Source organism: Streptomyces sp. NPDC014991 (assembly GCF_043080665.1).
Lineage (GTDB): Bacteria > Actinomycetota > Actinomycetes > Streptomycetales > Streptomycetaceae > Streptomyces.
The window spans coordinates 397,420-416,333 of sequence record NZ_JBIBVY010000001.1 but is presented as its reverse complement, the minus strand read 5'-3'; the positions used below and the strand labels follow the sequence as shown (position 1 = coordinate 416,333).

The 18,914-nt window shown below is 73.1% G+C and carries 17 protein-coding genes; 9 read left to right on the top strand and 8 right to left on the bottom strand.

Going from position 1 to position 18,914, the window contains the following annotated elements:
• Positions 1-118 precede the first annotated feature (118 nt).
• Complete coding sequence (locus ACF1BE_RS01880; RefSeq protein WP_392197011.1) at positions 119-1,165, bottom strand: hypothetical protein; 1,047 nt, start codon at positions 1,163-1,165, stop codon at positions 119-121.
• A 252-nt stretch (positions 1,166-1,417) separates the two neighbouring features.
• On the opposite strand from ACF1BE_RS01880, the gene ACF1BE_RS01875 reads away from it, so the two are divergent.
• The 7 genes from ACF1BE_RS01875 (at position 1,418) to ACF1BE_RS01845 (ending at position 9,181) form a co-directional block, all read left to right on the top strand.
• Positions 1,418-2,011, top strand: coding sequence for an XRE family transcriptional regulator (locus ACF1BE_RS01875; RefSeq protein WP_392197010.1), 594 nt, complete (start codon positions 1,418-1,420; stop codon positions 2,009-2,011).
• Complete coding sequence (locus ACF1BE_RS01870; RefSeq protein WP_392197009.1) at positions 2,004-2,642, top strand: hypothetical protein; 639 nt, start codon at positions 2,004-2,006, stop codon at positions 2,640-2,642. The genes ACF1BE_RS01875 and ACF1BE_RS01870 overlap by 8 nt, the downstream gene beginning before the upstream one ends.
• Positions 2,642-3,847: an MAB_1171c family putative transporter gene (locus ACF1BE_RS01865; RefSeq protein ID WP_392197008.1), complete on the top strand. Its 1,206-nt coding sequence runs from the start codon at positions 2,642-2,644 to the stop codon at positions 3,845-3,847. Before ACF1BE_RS01870 ends, ACF1BE_RS01865 begins: the two co-directional genes overlap by 1 nt.
• A 110-nt stretch (positions 3,848-3,957) precedes the next feature.
• Positions 3,958-4,821: a tetratricopeptide repeat protein gene (locus tag ACF1BE_RS01860; protein ID WP_392197007.1), complete on the top strand. Its 864-nt coding sequence runs from the start codon at positions 3,958-3,960 to the stop codon at positions 4,819-4,821.
• 1,116 nt (positions 4,822-5,937) lie between these two features.
• A complete protein-coding gene (locus ACF1BE_RS01855) occupies positions 5,938-7,356 on the top strand; it encodes a glycosyltransferase family 4 protein (protein ID WP_392197006.1) in 1,419 nt (472 codons plus the stop codon).
• The gene (locus ACF1BE_RS01850; protein WP_392197005.1) at positions 7,350-8,114 is read left to right on the top strand and encodes a class I SAM-dependent methyltransferase; all 765 of its coding nucleotides are present in this window, start codon (positions 7,350-7,352) and stop codon (positions 8,112-8,114) included. Before ACF1BE_RS01855 ends, ACF1BE_RS01850 begins: the two co-directional genes overlap by 7 nt.
• Positions 8,111-9,181, top strand: a complete 1,071-nt coding sequence (locus tag ACF1BE_RS01845) for a prenyltransferase/squalene oxidase repeat-containing protein (RefSeq protein WP_392197004.1) — start codon at positions 8,111-8,113, stop codon at positions 9,179-9,181. The genes ACF1BE_RS01850 and ACF1BE_RS01845 overlap by 4 nt, the downstream gene beginning before the upstream one ends.
• A 58-nt stretch (positions 9,182-9,239) precedes the next feature.
• Here the strand turns inward: ACF1BE_RS01845 and ACF1BE_RS01840 are convergent, their stop codons facing one another.
• Positions 9,240-9,533 (bottom strand): hypothetical protein, encoded by a 294-nt coding sequence (locus ACF1BE_RS01840; protein WP_121789030.1) that lies wholly within the window; start codon positions 9,531-9,533, stop codon positions 9,240-9,242.
• A gap of 127 nt (positions 9,534-9,660) precedes the next feature.
• Between ACF1BE_RS01840 and ACF1BE_RS01835 the strand changes: the two genes are divergently transcribed.
• Positions 9,661-10,236, top strand: coding sequence for a hypothetical protein (locus ACF1BE_RS01835; protein ID WP_392197003.1), 576 nt, complete (start codon positions 9,661-9,663; stop codon positions 10,234-10,236).
• 97 nt (positions 10,237-10,333) lie between these two features.
• On the opposite strand, the gene ACF1BE_RS01830 is transcribed toward ACF1BE_RS01835, so the two are convergent.
• The 5 genes from ACF1BE_RS01830 to ACF1BE_RS01810 form a co-directional block, all read right to left on the bottom strand.
• Positions 10,334-11,137 carry a hypothetical protein gene (locus tag ACF1BE_RS01830; RefSeq protein ID WP_392197392.1) on the bottom strand — a complete coding sequence of 268 codons (804 nt, stop codon included), beginning with the start codon at positions 11,135-11,137 and terminating at the stop codon, positions 10,334-10,336.
• Positions 11,138-11,220: 83 nt separating this feature from the next.
• Positions 11,221-12,156 (bottom strand): N-acetylmuramoyl-L-alanine amidase, encoded by a 936-nt coding sequence (locus ACF1BE_RS01825; RefSeq protein ID WP_392197002.1) that lies wholly within the window; start codon positions 12,154-12,156, stop codon positions 11,221-11,223.
• A 22-nt stretch (positions 12,157-12,178) separates the two neighbouring features.
• Positions 12,179-12,829 carry a class I SAM-dependent methyltransferase gene (locus ACF1BE_RS01820; RefSeq protein ID WP_392197001.1) on the bottom strand — a complete coding sequence of 217 codons (651 nt, stop codon included), beginning with the start codon at positions 12,827-12,829 and terminating at the stop codon, positions 12,179-12,181.
• Between the two features lie 307 nt (positions 12,830-13,136).
• A complete protein-coding gene (locus ACF1BE_RS01815; RefSeq protein WP_392197000.1) occupies positions 13,137-14,879 on the bottom strand; it encodes an MFS transporter in 1,743 nt (580 codons plus the stop codon).
• A gap of 179 nt (positions 14,880-15,058) precedes the next feature.
• Positions 15,059-15,700 carry a response regulator gene (locus ACF1BE_RS01810; RefSeq protein WP_392196999.1) on the bottom strand — a complete coding sequence of 214 codons (642 nt, stop codon included), beginning with the start codon at positions 15,698-15,700 and terminating at the stop codon, positions 15,059-15,061.
• A 274-nt stretch (positions 15,701-15,974) separates the two neighbouring features.
• On the opposite strand from ACF1BE_RS01810, the gene ACF1BE_RS01805 reads away from it, so the two are divergent.
• Positions 15,975-17,567, top strand: coding sequence for an alpha-L-arabinofuranosidase B (locus ACF1BE_RS01805; RefSeq protein WP_392196998.1), 1,593 nt, complete (start codon positions 15,975-15,977; stop codon positions 17,565-17,567).
• On the opposite strand, the gene ACF1BE_RS01800 is transcribed toward ACF1BE_RS01805, so the two are convergent.
• A complete protein-coding gene (locus ACF1BE_RS01800) occupies positions 17,533-18,855 on the bottom strand; it encodes a sensor histidine kinase (protein ID WP_392196997.1) in 1,323 nt (440 codons plus the stop codon). The genes ACF1BE_RS01805 and ACF1BE_RS01800 overlap by 35 nt on opposite strands.
• Positions 18,856-18,914 lie beyond the last annotated feature (59 nt).

Below are 18,914 nucleotides of genomic sequence, written 5' to 3'. Positions count from 1 at the left end.
GTACCCGGGCACCGTACGGTGCGGACCGTACGCACACGGGCCGTCAGGTGCTGCCGGTGCGCCGGTCGTCCGTCGGTGCCGCCGTCGGACCCGGTCGCATGTGGGTGGGCCCGGCGGTCTACGCCGCGTACGTGCTCGTCGCCGGGGCCACCGTCGCGCTGAGGTGGCGGGCCATGCGGCGCAGTGCCTCCTCGCACCGGGCGGGGTCCTCGCCCGTGGCGACCCAGTGGGCGAGCCGGTCGGTGACGTCCGCGTGCGCGGCGGCCGTCACCGGGTCACCGGCCCGCCGGGTGAGGACCATGCGTTCGGCGGAGGGCTCGTGGGCGGCACCGGGGTCCAGGCGGAGGTGGGTCAGACGTCCGGTGGCGGCCGGGTAGGCGAACTGGACGGCGGCGGCCTGCTGCCGGGTCGGGGTCAGTTCCGGGAGCCGGCCGGTGGCCAGGGCGGCGGCGGCCCGGGCGAGGTCGACGCCGGTGGCCTGTTCCACCAGCAGCGGCACCAGGTCGCCGGGCAGGTGCGGGGCGACGCCGGTGACGTGGGGGCCGCGGTCGGTCAGCCGCAGGGTGAGGTGCGCGACCGTGTGGGTGAGCCCGAGCGCGCGGACGGTCCGCTCGACGCACTGGCGCAGGAACCGGTTGTGCAGGAGCCCGTCATGGGCGTGGACGCAGTGCCGCAGCGGGCGGCGGGCGGGCGGCGGGCCCGTCGTCGTACGGGTGAGCGCGACGATGCGGATCTCGTCGTCGAGGACGACGGTCTCGGCGGACACGAGGGGCCCCTCCGTGTCCTCGGGACCGGCCGGCGTCACCCGGTGCCGCAGCAGCAGCGCCCGCAACGCGGCGGGGTCGGCGCAGGCCGCGGCCGTCTCGTACGGCAGGCCGGGCAGCCCCAGCCGGGCGGTGAGGCGCGCTGCGGTCACCAGGTGTTCCGCGGACCAGGTGAGCAGGCCGCCGACCGGGCGCCGGGCCGCGTACCGCAGCACGGCGTCGGCCGTCTGCGCCTCGCAGGCCGGGTCGGCCGCGAGGTGGCCGGCCAGATACGGGCGCGCCCAGGCGGGCGGGTCCGGGTCGACCAGGATCACCGGGTGGACCGCGGCGATCCGCGCCAGCGGGAACTCACCGCACGTGTCCCCGTGTCCGGTCCCGAGGAGGAGGACGGGCTGCGCCATGGGTGCCTGGTCCTTCCTCGACGGCGAAGGCGGACGAGAAACACCCCGGGTGCCGCTCCCCCATCGGCGGCACCCGGGGCGGGTCAGATCTTGCTCTGTGTGCAGTGATCCTCACCCACCGCACCATCAACTGTCAACGATAGCTGCGTACTTCCGCAGGGAGTGTTGTCACGTCTGGTCGGCGCACGGGCAACCGGGTAGCCTCGCGTCAGCTCAGCCGCCGAACGGACGACACGCCCAGGGGGGACCTCGGTGAGTGACGCCTACGCCTCGCTGGCCGAAGTCCTGGAACGGCTCGGGGAGTTGACCGGCCGGCCGGGCCGCCTGTCGGAGGTCCTCGACGTGACCGGTCTCTCGTACCGCACCGGCATCCCCGCGGGCACCGTCGTAGAACTCCTCCACGGCGGACAGGTCTCCGAGCCGTGCCTGGCCCAACGGGTGCGTCAGCGTCTCGACTTCATCCGTGAGACCCGGCGCCGGCCCGACGGCAAGCGGTACTCGCTGGACGAGCTGGCCCGGATCGCCGGGACCAGCAGGCAGTGGCTGAGCGAGTGGCGCAAGAGCGGCATGCCGAGCCTCGAACACGCCGACCGGCTGCGCCGGTTCTTCTGCCTGCCCGCGGGCTTCTTCACCGCGGACGAACCGGAGGCGCTGCACGAGGCGCTGCGACCGGTGCTCCAGAGCCTGGAGGCCGAGGCCGACCCGCTGCTGCGGCTGCGCGAGAGCGGACTGGTCAGGCTGGCCGCCCGCGCCCCGCAGATGAACGCCCGGCAGCTCGCCACCCTGGCCGACCTGGCCGAGATGATCATCTCCTCGGAGCGGGCGAAGGACACCGGGCGTGCCTGAGCGAACCGCCCGCTCCCCCAAATCCCGGGCGCCCGCGGCCCACCCGCGGCCGGCGGGCTCCCCGAAGTACGCGAGATCCCCCAAGCGCTTCCTGGACCAGCTCGTGCGCGACACCGTCCGCACCCTCACCCCGCCCACGGAACCGAAGGCGTTCCTGCACGCGTTGTGCGCCACGCTCAGCCCGTGCCTCGACCGCCCGGTGCGGCTGAAGTTCGTCGCCTTCCCGGCCACCCTGGACGTCTCCGGGGTCACCCTCGCCCGGGACGAGGAGTACCTCGTCGTGGTCGAGGAACGCGCTCCCGAACTGCACCAGTTCGTCATCGCCGGGCACGAGATCGGCCATGTCCACCACGGCACGCTGGACGTGCACTACCCGGCCGGACTGCCCGCCGCCGCACGCCGGCTGCTGTCCCGGGCCGAGGACGACATCCCCTGGGACCAGGTGGTCGCCACGGCCACCCGCTCGCCCGCCGCGCCGGCGGCCGAGGCGGAGTGGGCGGCCGAGGAGTGCGGGCTGCGCCTCGCGGCCAAGTTCTCCAAGGTCGTCGGGCCGGGCGCGGCCGGCCGGACGACCCAGGACACCCTCACCGGCCGGCTGTCCTCCTCACTGGGCAACATCGGCGGGCCCTGATGCGCTGGGACCTCGCCGGCTGCCTCGCCGCCTACGCCGTCCCGGCCGCCCTGTTCGCCGTGGCCTTCGTGATCAAAGTCCCGCTGCTGCGGCGCGCCTGGCAGGACCCGATCCTGCGGGCCACCGCCCTGCTGCTCGGTATCGGCGCGGTCGTCTTCGCCTCGCTGCCGCCGGCCGGCCTGCACGGCATCAACGAACTCACCGGCATCCCCAACTTCGCCGGTCTGTGGGTCTACTCGCTGCTGACCGTCTACTGCGGCGCCTGCCTGTGGCTCATCATCACCTGGCGCGAGCCGCCGTCCGTCGTCCGCCGCCGGCGCACCCGGCTGGTGTGGATGACGTACACCGTGATCATCGTCGGCCTGTGGACGACATTCCTGCTCGGCGACCACCATGTGGAACGGGTACGGGACCTCGACACGTACTACGCCGACACGCCGTGGATGCGCGAGTTCGTGCTGCTCTACCTCGTCGCCCACCTGGTGTCGGCGCTGGTCGCGGCCGGCATGCTGTGGGCCTGGTTCCAGGAGGTCGAGGAGACCTGGCTGCGCCGGGCGGTGATCTTCCTCCAGGAGGCCTACGCCCTCGGACTCCTCTTCGACCTGGCCAAACTCACCGCGATCGGCGCCCGGTGGAGCGGCCGGGACTGGGACTGGCTGTCCACGTACGTCGCCCCGCCCTTCGCCATCGCCGAGGCCGGCCTGGTGGCCGTCGCCTTCATCGCCGGGCAGGCCGGGCCGCTCGTGGCGGAGCGCCGCCGGCTCGTGCGCACCTACCGGCGGCTGAAGCCGCTGTGGCAGATCATGCTGACCGTCAGCGCGCCGGCGGCGCCGGCGACCGGCCGGGTCAGTGGTGCCGCCCTCCGCCTCGAACTGCGCCGGGCCGCCATCAACGACGGACTCCTGAAGCTGGCCCCGCACCTCAGCGGAGCCCGGCGCGAGAGGACCCTGCGGGCGGCGACCGCGGCGGGCCACCCGGAGTGCGTCGCGCGCGGCATCGCGGCGGCGGTGGACATCCTGGTCGCCGCCGAGGTGCTGCACGCACCGCGGGACCGGAGCCGACCGGCGCCGGCCGGGCCCGCCGCGACCGCCTGCGGTCCCGGCGAACTGGAGTCCGTCGCCCACGCGCTGCGCTGCCACGCCGCCACCGTCGACAGGCTCCGCCGCCGGACGGCCGTCACCGAGGGCCTCACCACCCACGCCTGACCTACGGCGCGTGGGCCCGTCAGGCCTGCCCACCCGCGGGCCGGGGTGCCGGAAGGACGGGGTAGGCTCCTGCGGTTTCGACGGGTACCGACCGGGGTGAGGAACACAGCGTGCGCAAGTCCGAGGCCGAGCAGCTGATCGAGCGGGCGTACCAGGCGTGGGACGCCGAGGAGTGGCTGACCGCCGCCGGTCTGCTCGAGCGGGTGCTCGCCCACTTCCCCGACGAGGAGCCGAGCGGGGTGTGGTGGTACGACGCCGCCCTCGGTCACAAGTTCCTGCGCAACTGGGCGAAGGCGTACGAGCTGGGCCGTGAGGCCGCCGCCCGCGCCCCCCGCGGTGAGGGCGACCCGGCGTACTGGAACCTGGGCATCGCGGCCACCATCCAGCGCGAGTGGGTCACCGCACGCCAGGCCTGGGAGGGGTTCGGCATCACGCTCCCGGCGGGCGAGGGCCCGATCGAGGCCCGTCTCGGGCCGGCCTGCGTACGCCTGGACACCGGCGGCGAGCGGGAGGTCGTGTGGATCGACCGGCTGTGCCCGACCCGGGGCCGGGTGATGAACGTGCCGGTGACCGCCGGCCGCCGGTACGGCGAGGTCGTCGTGCACGACGGCGAGCCGACGGGCCGCCGGGTCGTGGACGGCCGCGAGTACCCGGTCTTCGACGAACTGCTCCTCTTCGAGCCCTCCGGTCTGCCGACGCTCACGGTGACGGTGCACGCGGCCGAGGCCGCCGACGTCGAGGCGCTGGTCGAGCTGTTCGGCCGGCAGGACTACGGCGCCGACCCGGCGAGCAGCTTCGAGCTGCTGTGCTCCTGCTGCAGCGCGGGCACGCTGGAGCGGGAGCGGAACACCCACGCCGGCACCCAGCGGGTCTCCCTGGCCGCCCCGCCGCAGGAGGCCCGCCGCCTGCTGGAGGAGTGGGCCGGTCCGCGGGCGCCCGCCCGGAGCTGGAAGGGCCTGGAACCGGCCGGCTGAGGGGCGCCGGCACGGCGGTGTCGGAAATGGTGCCAAATGGTGGGTTCTGACACGGCTGGGCGGGTCTATCCTGAAAACAGCCTACGAGGCGAGTGAGGGAGTCCAACCGGAGTAGCCGACTACGGCGAGACGCGCAGGCATCCGCCGGGGCCGACAGCGACGGTGGGGCTGAGAGGCCGCACGGCAGCAGTCAGGCCGGCCGGCGACCCCCAGCACCTGATCCGGACCATGCCGGCGAAGGGAACCCGTCTCGTAGGTCTTTCCGTGCGCCGTGTGCCGTCCGTGGGAAGGTGCTCGGCCGGCCGCCCGGCTCCGCCAGATCGATCAGGCGGCACAGCGTCCCGGGGCCGGCCTCCGCCTGGGCGACGCACGCGCGGCCCGACACCCAGGGTCTTTCGTTCGGATCAGGCCGGATCAGGGAGCGGGTCCTGGTGCCGTGCGTCGCACGGCGGAGGAGGGCGCCATGGCGGCGCCATGGCAACCGACGACAACGCGGCGAGGCGCGGTGCCAGGGCCCGCGAGCCCGGCATGATCCGAACGAGAGGGCCCAGGTGACGAGCACCGGGCGCCAGGTGTGCTCGGCCGGCCGCCCGGCGGCCGTGCCACCCGTGGGGGCCTTTCGCGCAGGCTGCCGTGCGGGCGCTCCGGCCGGTCCCGCACGGCGGCCACGAGCAGACGCACCGCGGACGGGAAGCCGCGGTACAGCGTGCCAGGGGCCACCTGCGAGACCTCGGCGCCCTCACGCATCCGCACGCCGTCGAACCCGCCCCGGCCGGCTGGGCGCCGGTGTGCAGGATCCCGCGGCGGCGGGTCTCCTGCCGTGCGGTCAGGGGCGGCGGTGGGGGAGGCCCCCGGGTGAGGGCGGGAGCCCGGGGGACGGACGTGAGATACCGGCTCACGGGGCACGGGTACCGTCCGTGACAGTCGGTGAGGTCCTCGGTGGGGCTCGTGATCAGACAGCACGGCAACGCCGTGTGCCGTGGCGCGAATCACCTGATCCACTGCTCACAGTGCTCCTACCTGCCGGTAGATTCGGAGCTTCCTGAACGATCAAGTCTGCAACTTGTCAGTCCCCGTCATGGTGTCGCGGGCAGTGCAGGCAGAAGGGGGCACGGAGTGACCGCTGAGGCCCGGGAAGCGGGTGCCGGCCACCAACCCGCTGCCGGTGGGGGTCCCTCCCGCTCGAGCGCGGCCGGGAGCGGGGGAGAGCGACCGCTCGACATCGCGCTCCTCACCTACAAGGGGAACCCGTTCTGCGGGGGGCAGGGTGTCTACGTACGGCACCTCTCGCGCGAGCTGGCCCGCCTCGGCCACCGGGTCGAGGTCATCGGGTCGCAGCCGTACCCCGTCCTGGACGAGGGCTACCCGAACCTCACGCTCACCGAGCTGCCCAGCCTCGACCTCTACCGCCAGCCCGACCCCTTCCGCACCCCGGGACGGGACGAGTACCGGGACTGGATCGACGCCCTGGAAGTGGCGACCATGTGGACCGGCGGCTTCCCCGAGCCGCTGACCTTCTCGCTGCGCGCCCGCCGCCATCTGCGCGCCCGGCGCGGCGAGTTCGACATCGTCCACGACAACCAGACCCTCGGCTACGGCCTGCTGGGCGACATCGGCGCCCCCCTGGTGACCACGATCCACCATCCCATCACCGTCGACCGGCAGTTGGAGCTGGACGCGGCCGCCACCTGGCAGCGCCGCTGCTCGGTGCGCCGCTGGTACGCGTTCACCCGCATGCAGAAGCGGGTCGCCCGCCGCCTGCCCTCGGTCCTCACCGTCTCCGGCAGCTCCCGGCAGGAGATCGTGGATCACCTCGGCGTCCGTGACGACCGCGTCCACGTGGTCCACATCGGCGCCGACACCGACCTGTTCGCGCCGGACCCCGCCGTGCCCGAGATCCCCGGACGCATCGTCACGACCTCCAGCGCCGACGTGCCCCTCAAGGGCCTGGTGTACCTCGTGGAGGCGCTCGCCAAGCTGCGCACCGAGCACCCGGCCGCCCACCTCGTCGTCGTCGGCAAGCGCCCGCAGGAGGGCCCGGTCGCCCGGGCGGTCGAGCGGTACGGCCTCCAGGGCGCCGTCGAGTTCGTCAAGGGCATCTCCGACGCCGAACTGGTCGACCTGATCCGCTCCGCCCAGGTCGCCTGCGTGCCCTCTCTGTACGAGGGTTTCTCGCTGCCCGCCGCCGAGGCCATGGCCACCGGCACCCCGCTGGTCGCCACCACCGGCGGCGCGATCCCCGAGGTCGCCGGCCGGGACGGCGAGACCTGCCTGGCCGTACCACCCGGTGACGCGGACGCCCTCGCCGCCGGTCTCGGCCGGCTGCTCGGCGACCCGGCGCTGCGGGCCCGGCTCGGCGTGGCCGGCCGGGCGCGGGTGCTCGAACGCTTCACCTGGGCCCGGGCCGCCGAGGGCACCGTGGCCCGCTACCGCGAGGCCATCGCCCGTTCCGGCGACCCGCGCCCCGGGCGGCAGGACCCCGGCCGCCCCGCGGCCACCCCCGGCGTCTACACCGAAAGCAGGGCCACGTGCTGACCGTCGACTTCTCCCGGTTCCCGATCGCCCCCGGCGACCGTGTCCTGGACCTCGGCTGTGGGGCCGGCCGGCACGCCTTCGAGTGCTACCGGCGCGGCGCCCAGGTCGTGGCGCTGGACCAGAACGCCGAGGAGATCCGCGAGGTCGCCAAGTGGTTCGCGGCGATGCGGGAGGCCGGGGAGGCCCCCGAGGGCGCCACCGCCACCGCCATGGAGGGCGACGCCCTCGCCCTGCCCTTCCCCGACGACTCCTTCGACGTCGTCATCATCTCCGAGGTGATGGAGCACATCCCCGACGACAAGGGCGTGCTCGCCGAGATGGTCCGCGTGCTCCGTCCCGGCGGCCGGCTCGCGGTCACCGTGCCCCGCTACGGCCCCGAGAAGGTCTGCTGGACGCTGTCCGACGCCTACCACGAGGTCGAGGGCGGCCACATCCGCATCTACAAGGCCGACGAACTGGTCGCCAAGGTCCGCGAGGCCGGCCTGAGGCCGTACGGCAGCCATCACGCGCACGCGCTGCACTCGCCGTACTGGTGGCTGAAGTGCGCCTTCGGCGTGGACAACGACAAGGCGCTGCCGGTGCGGGCGTACCACAAGCTGCTGGTCTGGGACATCATGAAGAAGCCGCTCGCCACCCGCCTCGCCGAGCAGGCCCTGAACCCGCTCATCGGCAAGAGCTTCGTCGTCTACGCCACCAAGCCGCACCTGCCGCGCCTGGCCGAGACCGGGACCGAGACCTCCGAGGCGGCCGCCAAGTGACCACCCCCCGGACAGAACACCTCGTCCTGCCCGGGGTCCTCACCGCCGAGCAGGCCGCCGCGACCGTCCGCGGCATCCTCGCCGTGCAGCGGGAGGACGGTGCGCTCCCGTGGTTCCGCGGGCACCACCTGGACCCGTGGGATCACACCGAGGCCGCCATGGCCCTGGACGCGGCCGGCGAGCACGAGGCCGCCGAGCGGGCCTACGACTGGCTCGCCCGGCACCAGAACGAGGACGGCTCCTGGTACGCCGCCTACGCCGACGGCGCCCACGACGACGTCACCGACCGGGCCCGCGAGTCCAACTTCGTCGCCTACATAGCCGTCGGCGTCTGGCACCACTACCTGTCCACGGGCGACGACATGTTCCTGGACCGGATGTGGCCGACCGTCTACGCGGCCATGGAGTGGGTGCTGCGGCTGCAGCAGCCCGGCGGGGAGATCGGCTGGCGCCGCGAGGACGACGGCACGCCGACGACGGACGCCCTGCTCACCGGCAGCTCCTCCGTCCACCACGCCCTGCGGTGCGCGCTCGCCATCGCCGAGGAGCGCGAAGAGCCGCAGCCCGACTGGGAGCTGGCCGTCGGAGCGCTGCGCCACGCGATATGCCGGCACCCCGAGCGGTTCCTGGACAAGAACCGCTACTCGATGGACTGGTACTACCCGGTCCTCGGCGGCGCGCTGACGGGCGAGGAGGCCAAGGCGCGCATCGAGGAATCCTGGGACCGGTTCGTCGTGCCCGGCCTCGGCGTGCGCTGCGTGATCCCCAACCCCTGGGTGACAGGCGGCGAGTCCAGCGAACTCGCCCTGGCCCTGTGGGCGGTGGGGGAGTCCGACCGAGCCCTGGAGATCCTCCAGTCCATCCAGCACCTGCGGGATCCGGACAGCGGCCTGTACTGGACCGGCTACGTCTTCGACGACGACGCCGTCTGGCCGCGCGAGCTGACCACCTGGACGGCGGGCTCCCTGCTGCTGGCCGTCGCCGCACTGGGCGGCCACGAGGCCACCTGCGCGGTCTTCGGAGGACAGTACCTGCCGGCGGGCCTGGACCCCGACTGCTGCGACTGACCCCCACCGGCCACGCCCCGCCCTGCCGGGGGCGGCGCGTGGACCGTGCGGGACGGGGTCAGTGCCGGCTCATGCGGTTGGCGATGGCGTGGCCCACGAAGAGATAGACGACCGCGGCCAGGCCGTACCCGGCGACCACCCGGGCCCACGCCTCGTCGAAGGTGAACAGGTCGTGCGACCAGCCTGCCAGCCAGGAGGCCGCGTCATGGACGAACTGGACCAGGCTGTTCGCCCGGTTCGCGTCCAACAGGTACATCAGGATCCACAGGCCGAGGATGAAGGCCATGACGTCGGCGACGATCGCGATGACCGTCCCGGCCTGATTCGCACCGTTGCGATATCTAGGGGACATGCCTTGCGGATTGCCGGGCGGCGGGCGGTGAAACCCGGACGGCGTCCCCCGGGTGGCGCGTCCGGGTGTTCGGGGTGAGGCTGCCGGAGGAAGCCAACCGCTCGGGGAGACACGTCCGGAGGATCTCGTGCCCGTACCGATGCGGCGCCTCGCCGTGGCGCTCACGCTGTGCTGCGCCCTGCTCGCCGGTTCCACCGCCTGTGGAAGCGACGGGAAGAGCACGACGAAGAACAGCGCGGCGACCCAGGCCGTCCCCGCCGCCGACAGCCCCACCCCCAGCCCCAGCACGTCCGCGGAGAAGCGCAAGTTCGCCAAGACGCGGTTCGTGGTGGACGCGGGCCTGGCCGCCGGCGCCACCTATCAGTGGATCGTGAAGCCGTGGAAGGCCGGCAAGTTCAAGAAGGGCGCCCACGGCCGCACCGTGGCCCTGGTGAAGGCCGCCGTCGCCGGTGCCTTCGCCTACAACCGGCTCAAGGCGGCCAAGAAGAACGCCCAGGCCGACCCGCTGCTGTCCAAGGCCCTGGCACCCCTGGCCGCCGGCATCGAATCCCTGAAGAGCCTGCCGTCCAAGCTCCGCAAGGGCGACGAGGGCGCGGCCGGCACGTTCGACGGCATCATCAACAAGGTCAAGGACGCGGGCAAGAGCGCCGGCGCCCCGGTCGAGAACAAGGTGCCCTCGACCTCCCAGCTGTCGCAGGGCTGACATAGTCGACGTCGCGTCAGGCGACGTGCCTCAGAAGGCCGTACGACAACGGCCCCCCGCCACGAGGGCGAGGGGCCGTGCGGTACGGGTGAACGGCTCAGCCGCGCTGGATGCCCGAGCTGTCCTGGAGCACACCACGACGGCCGTCCTGGGTCTGCGCGACCAGCGCGGCACCGCGCTGCTCGACGGCCAGGTACCAGGTACCCGGCGCCAGTTCGGCGATCTGGTTCGGCGAGCCGTCCTCCGCGAACAGCGGACGGGCCGCCGGTACGGCGAACCAGAACGGGGAGAAGTCCCCGGCCGGAGGCTGCGGTGCCGGAGCGCCCTGGGGGGCCGGCTGCTGCTGCCCGAACGGCTGGCCCGGCTGCGGCTGGGCGCCGTACGGCTGCTGCGGCTGGGCACCCGGGTAGCCGTAACCGCCGGGCGGCTGGGCGCCGTAGGGCTGCGGGGCGGCCGGCTTGGGAGCCGGGACCAGGGCGGCCTGGAGAGCGGGCACCAGGGGCGTGGCGATGGCGGCCGCGGCCAGCAGCAGAGCGGCGATGAGCCCCAGCACCAGACCGGCGCCGGCACCGACGTCGAACCTGTCGAAGTCGTCGAAGGCGCCCAGCGGGTCGAGGATCGACCAGAACGCCGTCCAGGCGGCGAACACCGCCAGGGCGACGCCCACCTGGCCGAGGTCGAGGCCGACGACCTTGCGCGGCTGCGGCAGCGCGCGGGCGACGACGATCAGGACCGCGCCGATGATGCCGCCGACGTACATGCTCATCACCAGGCCCAGGTTGTCCCAGGCGTTGGTGCTGTCGCTGCCGGTGTCGAACGTGTCGAGAAACGACGCGATGAACAGCACCACCGCTGCTCCGATCACCACGCCGTCGCCTCTAGTGAGGGAGCGGATATTCACTTCAGGTCCTTCGTAGGTCGTCTCGTCGTCGGTAGACACTATCGTCCGCAAGATCCGGTCGTACGGCCGGATCCGCCCGCCGGTCACGACGTGCGCAGGAAACCCACGATTCCCTCGGAGATCCCCCGCGCCGCCTTCTGCCGCCAGGCGCCGCTGGTCAGCAGTGCCGCGTCCTTGCTATCGCGCATGTTGCCGCACTCGAGGAACACCTTGGGAACCGTTGACAGATTGAGACCGCCCAGGTCCGTCCGCGTGACCAGACCGGTACCTTTGCCCAGGTAGTTGGACGGCGGCTCGCCCGTCTCCCGCAGGAAGCCGCCCGCGATGCGCGTCCCCAGGTCGTGGGACGGGCCGACGATGGCGCGGGTGTCGGCCGCACCGGCGTGCACGGACCCGGGCAGGATGACATGGAAGCCGCGGTTGCCGGGTGCGGAGCCGTCGGCGTGCAGGGAGACGGCCGCGTCCGCGCGCGCGGTGTTCCCGATCCGGGCCCGCTCGTCCACGCACGGCCCCCAGGCCGGCCTGTCCTCGTCGTGCGTCAACTTCACCGTGGCGCCCTGCCGTTCCAGCAGCGCCCGCAGCCGGTGCGCCAGGTCCAGGGTGAACCGGGCCTCGGGATAACCGTCGTTGGTGGACGTGCCGGTGGTGTCGCACTCCTTGCGATGGGTGCCGATGTCCACCGGACGGCCGATCTCGGCCGTGTGCCGGAAGTTGCCCGGATTGTGTCCCGGGTCGATGACGACGACCTTCCCCTCGAGCGGGCGTGCGCCCTTCGGCGTGCCACCGGTGCCGGGCGCGGCGGTCGGGGCCGGCGGGGAGGAGGACACCGCGGAACTGCGCGGGGCCGGCGCGGGGGAGGCCGCACCGTCCCGGCTGCCCGGACTGCCGCCGCCCACCGCCTCGTACACCACCCAGCCGAGCAGCGCACCGGGCACCAGCGCGGCGAGCGCCACGGTCAGCGGGCCGCGCCGGGGCCGGCGGGGCTGCGGGGGATCGAGGTCCGGGCCTGCGTACGACACGTCAGCGACTCTAACCGGGGGTTCAGATCCCCGCGCCCGTTCGCCGCAGGACCCGCAGCGAGCCGGTCACCGAGACCTCCGTGAACGCCCCCGATCCGAGCGCCCGCAGATACACCCGGTACGGCGCCTGGCCGGTGAACTCGTCCTGCGGGTCCGGGAAGACGTCGTGGATGACGAGCAGTCCGCCCTCGGCCACATGGGGTGCCCAGCCCTCGTAGTCGGCCGTGGCGTGCTCGTCGGTGTGGCCGCCGTCGACGAACACCAACCCGAGCGGGGAGTTCCAGATCCGCGCGATCTGCGGGGACCGGCCGACGAGGGCGATCACGTGCTCTTCCAGGCCCGCCCGGAACAGCGTGCGCCGGAAGGCGGGGAGCGTGTCCATCAGGCCGATCTCGGGGTCGACCGTCTCCGGGTCGTGATAGTCCCAGCCGGGCTGCTGCTCCTCGCTGCCCCGGTGATGGTCGACGGTCAGCGCACCGACCCCGGCCGCGCGGGCCGCGTCGGCCAGCAGAACGGTGGACCGCCCGCAGTACGTGCCGACCTCCAGCAGCGGCAGCCCGAGCCGCCCCGCCTCCACCGCCGCCGCGTACAGCGCCAGCCCCTCGTCCACGGGCATGAACCCCTTGGCCCCCTCGAACGCGGCCAGAATCTCGGGACGGGGTACGGCGGCCATGCTCAACCTCTCGCTAACGCAACGATCCACCCCCATGCTCCCCCACCCCCGTCCACCGACCCGACAGGGGGTAGCGACAACGCCCCGAGAACCACGCCACCCCCGCCCGACCGGCGCCGAGCGGTTCCGCCCCCCGAAGGGGCGCGGGGAACGGCGCGCCCGGCCCCATCGAAGCCGCAGCCGCCGCCCGGCACTCGGTGGCAGCCCGGTAGACCACCCCCGCCAGGGGCCACCCCCAGGCCGCAGCCCCCGACGACACCGCACGGCACCCCCGGTACCGGTAGAGCCCCCGCCCCCCAGCGGAGCGCTACGCGCTGACCGAAGCCCCCGGCAACGCGAGGTCCAGTTCGACGGCCCGCTCCTCACCGGAGTGGGTCGCCGACGACGCCAGCGGCCCATGGCCGGAGGCCTTCGCGGCGAGTACGTACGCGCCCTGCGCCGGCACGACGAGGGCGTAGGAGCCGTCCTCCCCGGAGACCGTGGCCCCCGCCTGCCGGCCCCGGCGGTCGATCAGGGTGACCGTGGCCCGGGCGACCGGCGTGCCACCGGCGTCCAGCACCCGCCCCCGGAAGGCCCGCAGCACCTGCTCGGCGTGCTCCAGGTTCGTGTCCTCCTCGCTGCTCACGCGCAGCTGGGTGTGCTGGGCCGGCCGCGGGGCCTTCGGCAGGAAGAGGGCGAGCAGCAGACCCACCGCGACGGCGGCCGTGGCGATCAGGAACGAGACGCGGAAGCCGTGCATGGTCGGGACGGCGAGGCCGCCCACGTGGTTCGCCGTGTTGGCCAGCACCATGCCGATGACGGCGCTGGAGACCGACGTACCGATGGACCGCATGAGGGTGTTGAGCCCGTTGGCCGCGCCGGTCTCCGAGGCGGGGACCGCGCCGACGATCAGTGCGGGCAGCGAGGAGTAGGCGAGGCCGATGCCCGCGCCGAGGACCACGGAGGTGATGATCGTCTGCCAGGCCGCGTCCATCAGGCCGAGTCCGCCGCCGTAGCCGATGGCGATGATCAGCATGCCGAGGATGAGGGTGACCTTGGGGCCGTAGCGGGCGGACAGGCGGGCGTAGACCGGTGCCGTGAACATCATCGTCAGGCCCAGCGGGGCCACGCACAGGCCCGCGACGACCATGGACTGGCCGAGGCCGTAGCCGGTCGCGGTGGGCAGCTGGAGCAGCTGGGGCAGGACGAGCGAGACGACGTAGAAGCTGACGCCGACCATGATCGAGGCGAGGTTGGTGAGCAGTACCTCGCGGCGGGCGGTGGTGCGCAGGTCGACCAGGGGCGCCTGGATGCGCAGCTCGTACACGCCCCACAGCAGGAGGACGGCGACGGCCGCGGCGAACAGGCCGAGCGTCGTGCCGGAGGACCAGCCCCAGTCGCTGCCCTTGGTGATCGGGAGCAGCAGGAGGACCAGGCCGACGGACAGGCCCGCAGCGCCGAGCACGTCGAAGGTGCCCCGGGCGCGCATCGGGGACTCGGGTACGACGAGGAGGGTGAGGGCGATGGCGAGCGCGCCGAGGCCGGCGGCGCCGTAGAACAGGGCGTGCCAGTCGGAGTGCTGGGCGATCAGGGCCGCGGCGGGCAGGGCGAGGCCGCCGCCGACGCCGATGGAGGAACTCATCAGCGCCATGGCCGAGCCGAGCTTCTCGCGAGGCAGCATGTCGCGCATCAGGCCGATGCCGAGCGGTATCGCGCCCATGGCGAACCCTTGGAGGGTACGACCGACGATCATGATGATCAGGTCGCTGGTGAGCGCGCTGACCAGGGCGCCGACCACCATCACGGAAAGGCTGAACACCAGCATGCGCCGCTTGCCGTACAGATCGCCGAGCCGGCCCGTGATCGGGGTGGCGACGGCACCGGACAGCAGTGTCGAGGTGAGCACCCAGGTGGCGTTGGTGGGGGCGGTGTCCAGCAGCTGCGGCAGGTCCTTGATGACCGGCACCAGCAGGGTCTGCATCACCGCGACCACGATGCCCGCGAAGGCGAGTACCGGGACCACGGCCCCGCTCGCTCTCCGGGTGGGCTGGTCGGTCGTCGTGTCTGGCATGGGGTGAGGCCTTCCGCGTGTCATAAGTGCTGCGTAAACCTCGTATGCACGGGCAACTATTCCGTTGCTTCGGGCCTCTAATGAATTCTTGACCGATCCATGGGTATCTGACGACGTGTCAGGGGCGAGGGTGTCATGGAACGCGTTCCAGCGAGGTGACGGAGTGCGCCCCCCCCGGCTCACAGCCACCCCTGCTGCCGGGCCTCTCGTGCCGCCTCCGCCCGGTTCCGGGTGCCGGTCTTGCCGATCGCGGACGAGAGGTAGTTGCGGACGGTGGACTCGGACAGATGGAGCCGGCCGGCGATGTCGGCGACCGTCGCCCCGTCCCTCGACGCCGTCAGCACCTCGCGCTCCCGCGCCGTCAGCGGGTTCGGCCCGGCGGTGAGCGCGGCGGCGGCCAGCCCCGCATCGACCACCGTCTCCCCGCCGAGGACGCGCCGGACCGCCCCGGCCAGTTCCTCCACCGGCCCGTCCTTGACGAGGAAGCCGGCCGCCCCGGCCTCCATGGCCCGACGGAGATAGCCGGGCCGGCCGAAGGTGGTGAGGATCAGCACCCGGCAGTCGGGCGCCCGGTCCCGCAGCCGGGCCGCCGCGTCCAGCCCGCTGATGCCCGGCAGTTCGATGTCCAGCAGGGCCACGTCCGGCCGGTGCGTGAGCACGCCGTCCACGATGGCGTCACCCGAGGCCACCTGCGCCACGACCTCGATGTCCTCCTCCATGCCGAGCAGCAGGGCCAGGGCGCCACGCATCATGCCCTGGTCCTCGGCGAGGAGCACCCGGATGCGCCTGGCGGGCCGCTCGTCGCGGGGCGTCTCGTTCATGGGCTCAGATTACGGCGGGCCTCCGGGCCCGGTGGCGGAGCGCGGCACGGGGCGGGCCGGGGGTGGAGCCCGGTCAAGAATCTCTCTTCTCCCGTGCGCCGGGGGTTGACGGTCCTTGACGGTACGCAAACAATCGCCCCTGCCTTCTCGGCAATCCCCGGTCACCCCCCAGCCGGGCGAGTCCGGTATAGCGATCGAACAACGTTCGGAATATCGGACAGGAAGGAAGCCCCGCAGAGACCCCGCACAGCCCCCGACGAATACGAGGTGCACCGTGCTTCCCCGAACCCCCAAGAGCCCCCGAGGGCCCTGGACTCCCCGCATCCCCCGGCGCGTCAGAAGCGCCCTTCTGTCCGTCCTCACCGTCTGCGCCGGCCTCGCCGCCCTGCTCCTCGGCACCGGCGCGCCCCCGGCCGCCGCCGCCGGTTCGCTGCCGTGCGACATCTACGGCGCCGCGGGCACCCCCTGCGTCGCCGCACACAGCCTCACCCGGGCGCTGTACGGGGCGTACAACGGCCCGCTCTACCAGGTGCGGCGGGCCTCGGACGGGGCGACCGCGAGAATCGGCCTCCTGTCCACCGGCGGCTACGCCGACGCCGCCGCCCAGGACTCCTTCTGTTCTGGCACGACCTGCATCATCACCGAGATCTACGACCAGTCCCCGCGCCACAACGACCTCACGGTCGAGGGCGCGGGCGGCGCCGGCGCGGCCGATGTGGGGGCGCCCGCGGACGCACTGCCGGTGACCGCCGGCGGCCACCAGGTCTACGGCCTGGAGATCTCCGCCGGCATGGGCTACCGGGACAACTCCACCTCGGGTGTCGCCGTGAACGGACAGGCCGAGGGGATGTACATGGTGACCTCCGGCACCCACGTCAACAACCGCTGCTGCTTCGACTACGGCAACGCCGAGACCAACAACCTGGACACCGGCAACGGTCACATGGACGCCATCAACTTCGGCACCGAGTGCTGGTTCGCGCCCTGCTACGGGCAGGGCCCGTGGGTGCAGGCCGACCTGGAGAACGGCCTGTTCCAGTCCGACGCCGGATACAGCAGGAACACGGCGAACACCGGGACCGGAGCGCTGCCGTTCGTGACCGCGCTGCTCAAGAACAACGGGCAGAACCACTTCGCGCTGAAATACGCGAACGGCCGGTCCGGCGGACTGACGACCACCTATTCCGGCGGTGAGCCGACCGCGAGCGGCTACTCGCCGATGCACCAGGAGGGCGCGATCGTCCTCGGCACCGGGGGCGACAACAGCAACGGTTCCATCGGGTCCTTCTTCGAGGGCGTCATGACCTCCGGCATCCCGACGGACGCCGCCGACGCCGCCGTCCAGACCAACATCGTCTCCGTCGGCTACGGCGGCCCGACCGGCAGCACCGGCACCCTGAACCCCGGCTCCGAGATCTCGCTGCGCGCCACGACCGCCTGCTGCACCACCGAGTACGTCCGCCACCAGAACGACGCGGCCGTCACCTCCACGGTGACGTCGAGCAGCCCGGCCGTCGACAAGGGTGACGCCACCTGGATCGTGCGCCGTGGGCTCGCCAACGCTTCCTGCGTCTCCTTCGAGTCGCGCAACTACCCCGGTGACTTCCTGCGCCACTTCGACTACCGGCTCCACCGGCAGCCCATGGACGGAACCGCCCAGTTCCGGGCCGACGCCACCTTCTGCCCGCAGACCGGCAGGAGCGGCACCGGCACCTCGTTCGCCTCGTACAACTATCCGACGCGCTACCTGCGCCACTACAACCACACGCTGTACATAGCGAGCAACGGCGGAGCCAACGACTTCGACAGCAGCACCTCCTGGGCCGCCGACGTCAGCTGGGTGACCGGCTCCCCCTGGGCGCCGTAACCGCCACCGGGACCACCTCGTCGGCCACAACGGGGAGTTCCGCACTGACCGTGAAACCACCGCGCGGTGCCGGACCGGCCGTGAGGGAGCCGGCCGCCGCCGCGAGGCGCTCGGCCAGCCCCTTCAGCCCCGTACCGCCGACGCACCCCCGCGACCGGCCGCCCCCCTCACCGGCCCCGGTGCCGGCCTCCGGACTCGTGCCGGTGCCGGTGCCGTTGTCCGTGACCGTCAGGCGGACCCGCTCGGTGGTGCCCTCCACGGTGATCTCGCAGCGGGTCGCGCGGCTGTGCCGGACGACGTTGGTGACCGCCTCGCGCACCACCCAGCCCAGCAGCGCCTCGCTCTGCGGGTCGAGCGGCGTCCCGGACTGGTGGACCACCGGCTCCACGCTCGCCGCGGACAGCGCCGACCGGGCCCGGGTCAGCTCGGTGGCCAGGCTGCCCTCGCGGTAGCCGGTCACCGCCTCGCGGATCTCGGTGAGCGCCTGCCGGCCCACCGACTCGATGTCCGTGACCTGCGCCAGCGCCGCGTCGAGATCCCGCGGGGCCAGCCGCCGGGCCGCCTCGGACTTCACCACGATCACCGACAGGGTGTGCCCGAGCAGGTCGTGCAGATCGCGGGAGAACCGCAGCCGCTCCTTCTCCACGGCCCGCCGGGCCAGTTCCTCGCGGGCGGCCCGCAACTCCCGTACTGCCTCGGACAGACCGAGGATCGCGGCGGTCACCATGCTGGAGATGAAGGTGGCGTACCCGATGCTCGACGCGTCGTCCCAGCCGCCACGCACGTAGGCGACGGCACCCGCGTACAGCGCGAGCAGCGTCCCCGCGCGCCCCAGCAACGGGCCGCGCAGACTGGCGCCCGCCGCGAGGCCCAGCAGCGGGAAGAACACCAGCCAGTCACCGCCGTACCCGAGGGCCAGGCCGGTGGTGAGCAGGCCCATCAGGGCGAGCGCCACCCGGGTGGACACCGCCTCGCGACTGCGCCGGTCGAAGGAGCGGAAAGTGACGTAGACGTACAGGGAGTTGAAGGCCAGCAGGCCCAGACCGCCGACCCACGGGTTCGCGGTCCTGCCCTGGAGCAGGTTGGAGATGGCCCCCATGCCTATCAGCAGCCAGGGCAGCAGGGTGAAGCCGGTGGGCGGCGGGCCCGGTTGGTCGACGCGCGGCGCCCCGCCGTCCTTCCGGGCGGCCCGTCGCGCGGCCCGGAAGCCCTCGCGTTCCGCCCACCACCGACGCTGTTCCGCCTGCCAGGCCGTTGTCCGGCACCGTGGTGCCCGCCACCAAGTCATCTCTGTCGTCCCCCGGTCGAGTGGTCCCCGCCGTGCGGCGGTAGGACGCACAGCGTAGG

Bases quoted from the DNA above. Each gene is read 5' to 3' on its own strand.
- ACF1BE_RS01865 (WP_392197008.1), top strand. From the start codon at position 2,642: ATGCGCTGGGACCTCGCCGGCTGCCTCGCCGCCTACGCCGTCCCGGCC.
- ACF1BE_RS01820 (WP_392197001.1), bottom strand. From the start codon at position 12,829: ATGGCCGCCGTACCCCGTCCCGAGATTCTGGCCGCGTTCGAGGGGGCC.
- ACF1BE_RS01815 (WP_392197000.1), bottom strand. From the start codon at position 14,879: ATGCCAGACACGACGACCGACCAGCCCACCCGGAGAGCGAGCGGGGCC.
- ACF1BE_RS01800 (WP_392196997.1), bottom strand. From the start codon at position 18,855: ATGACTTGGTGGCGGGCACCACGGTGCCGGACAACGGCCTGGCAGGCG.
- ACF1BE_RS01840 (WP_121789030.1), bottom strand. From the start codon at position 9,533: ATGTCCCCTAGATATCGCAACGGTGCGAATCAGGCCGGGACGGTCATC.
- ACF1BE_RS01810 (WP_392196999.1), bottom strand. From the start codon at position 15,700: ATGAACGAGACGCCCCGCGACGAGCGGCCCGCCAGGCGCATCCGGGTG.
- ACF1BE_RS01880 (WP_392197011.1), bottom strand. From the start codon at position 1,165: ATGGCGCAGCCCGTCCTCCTCCTCGGGACCGGACACGGGGACACGTGC.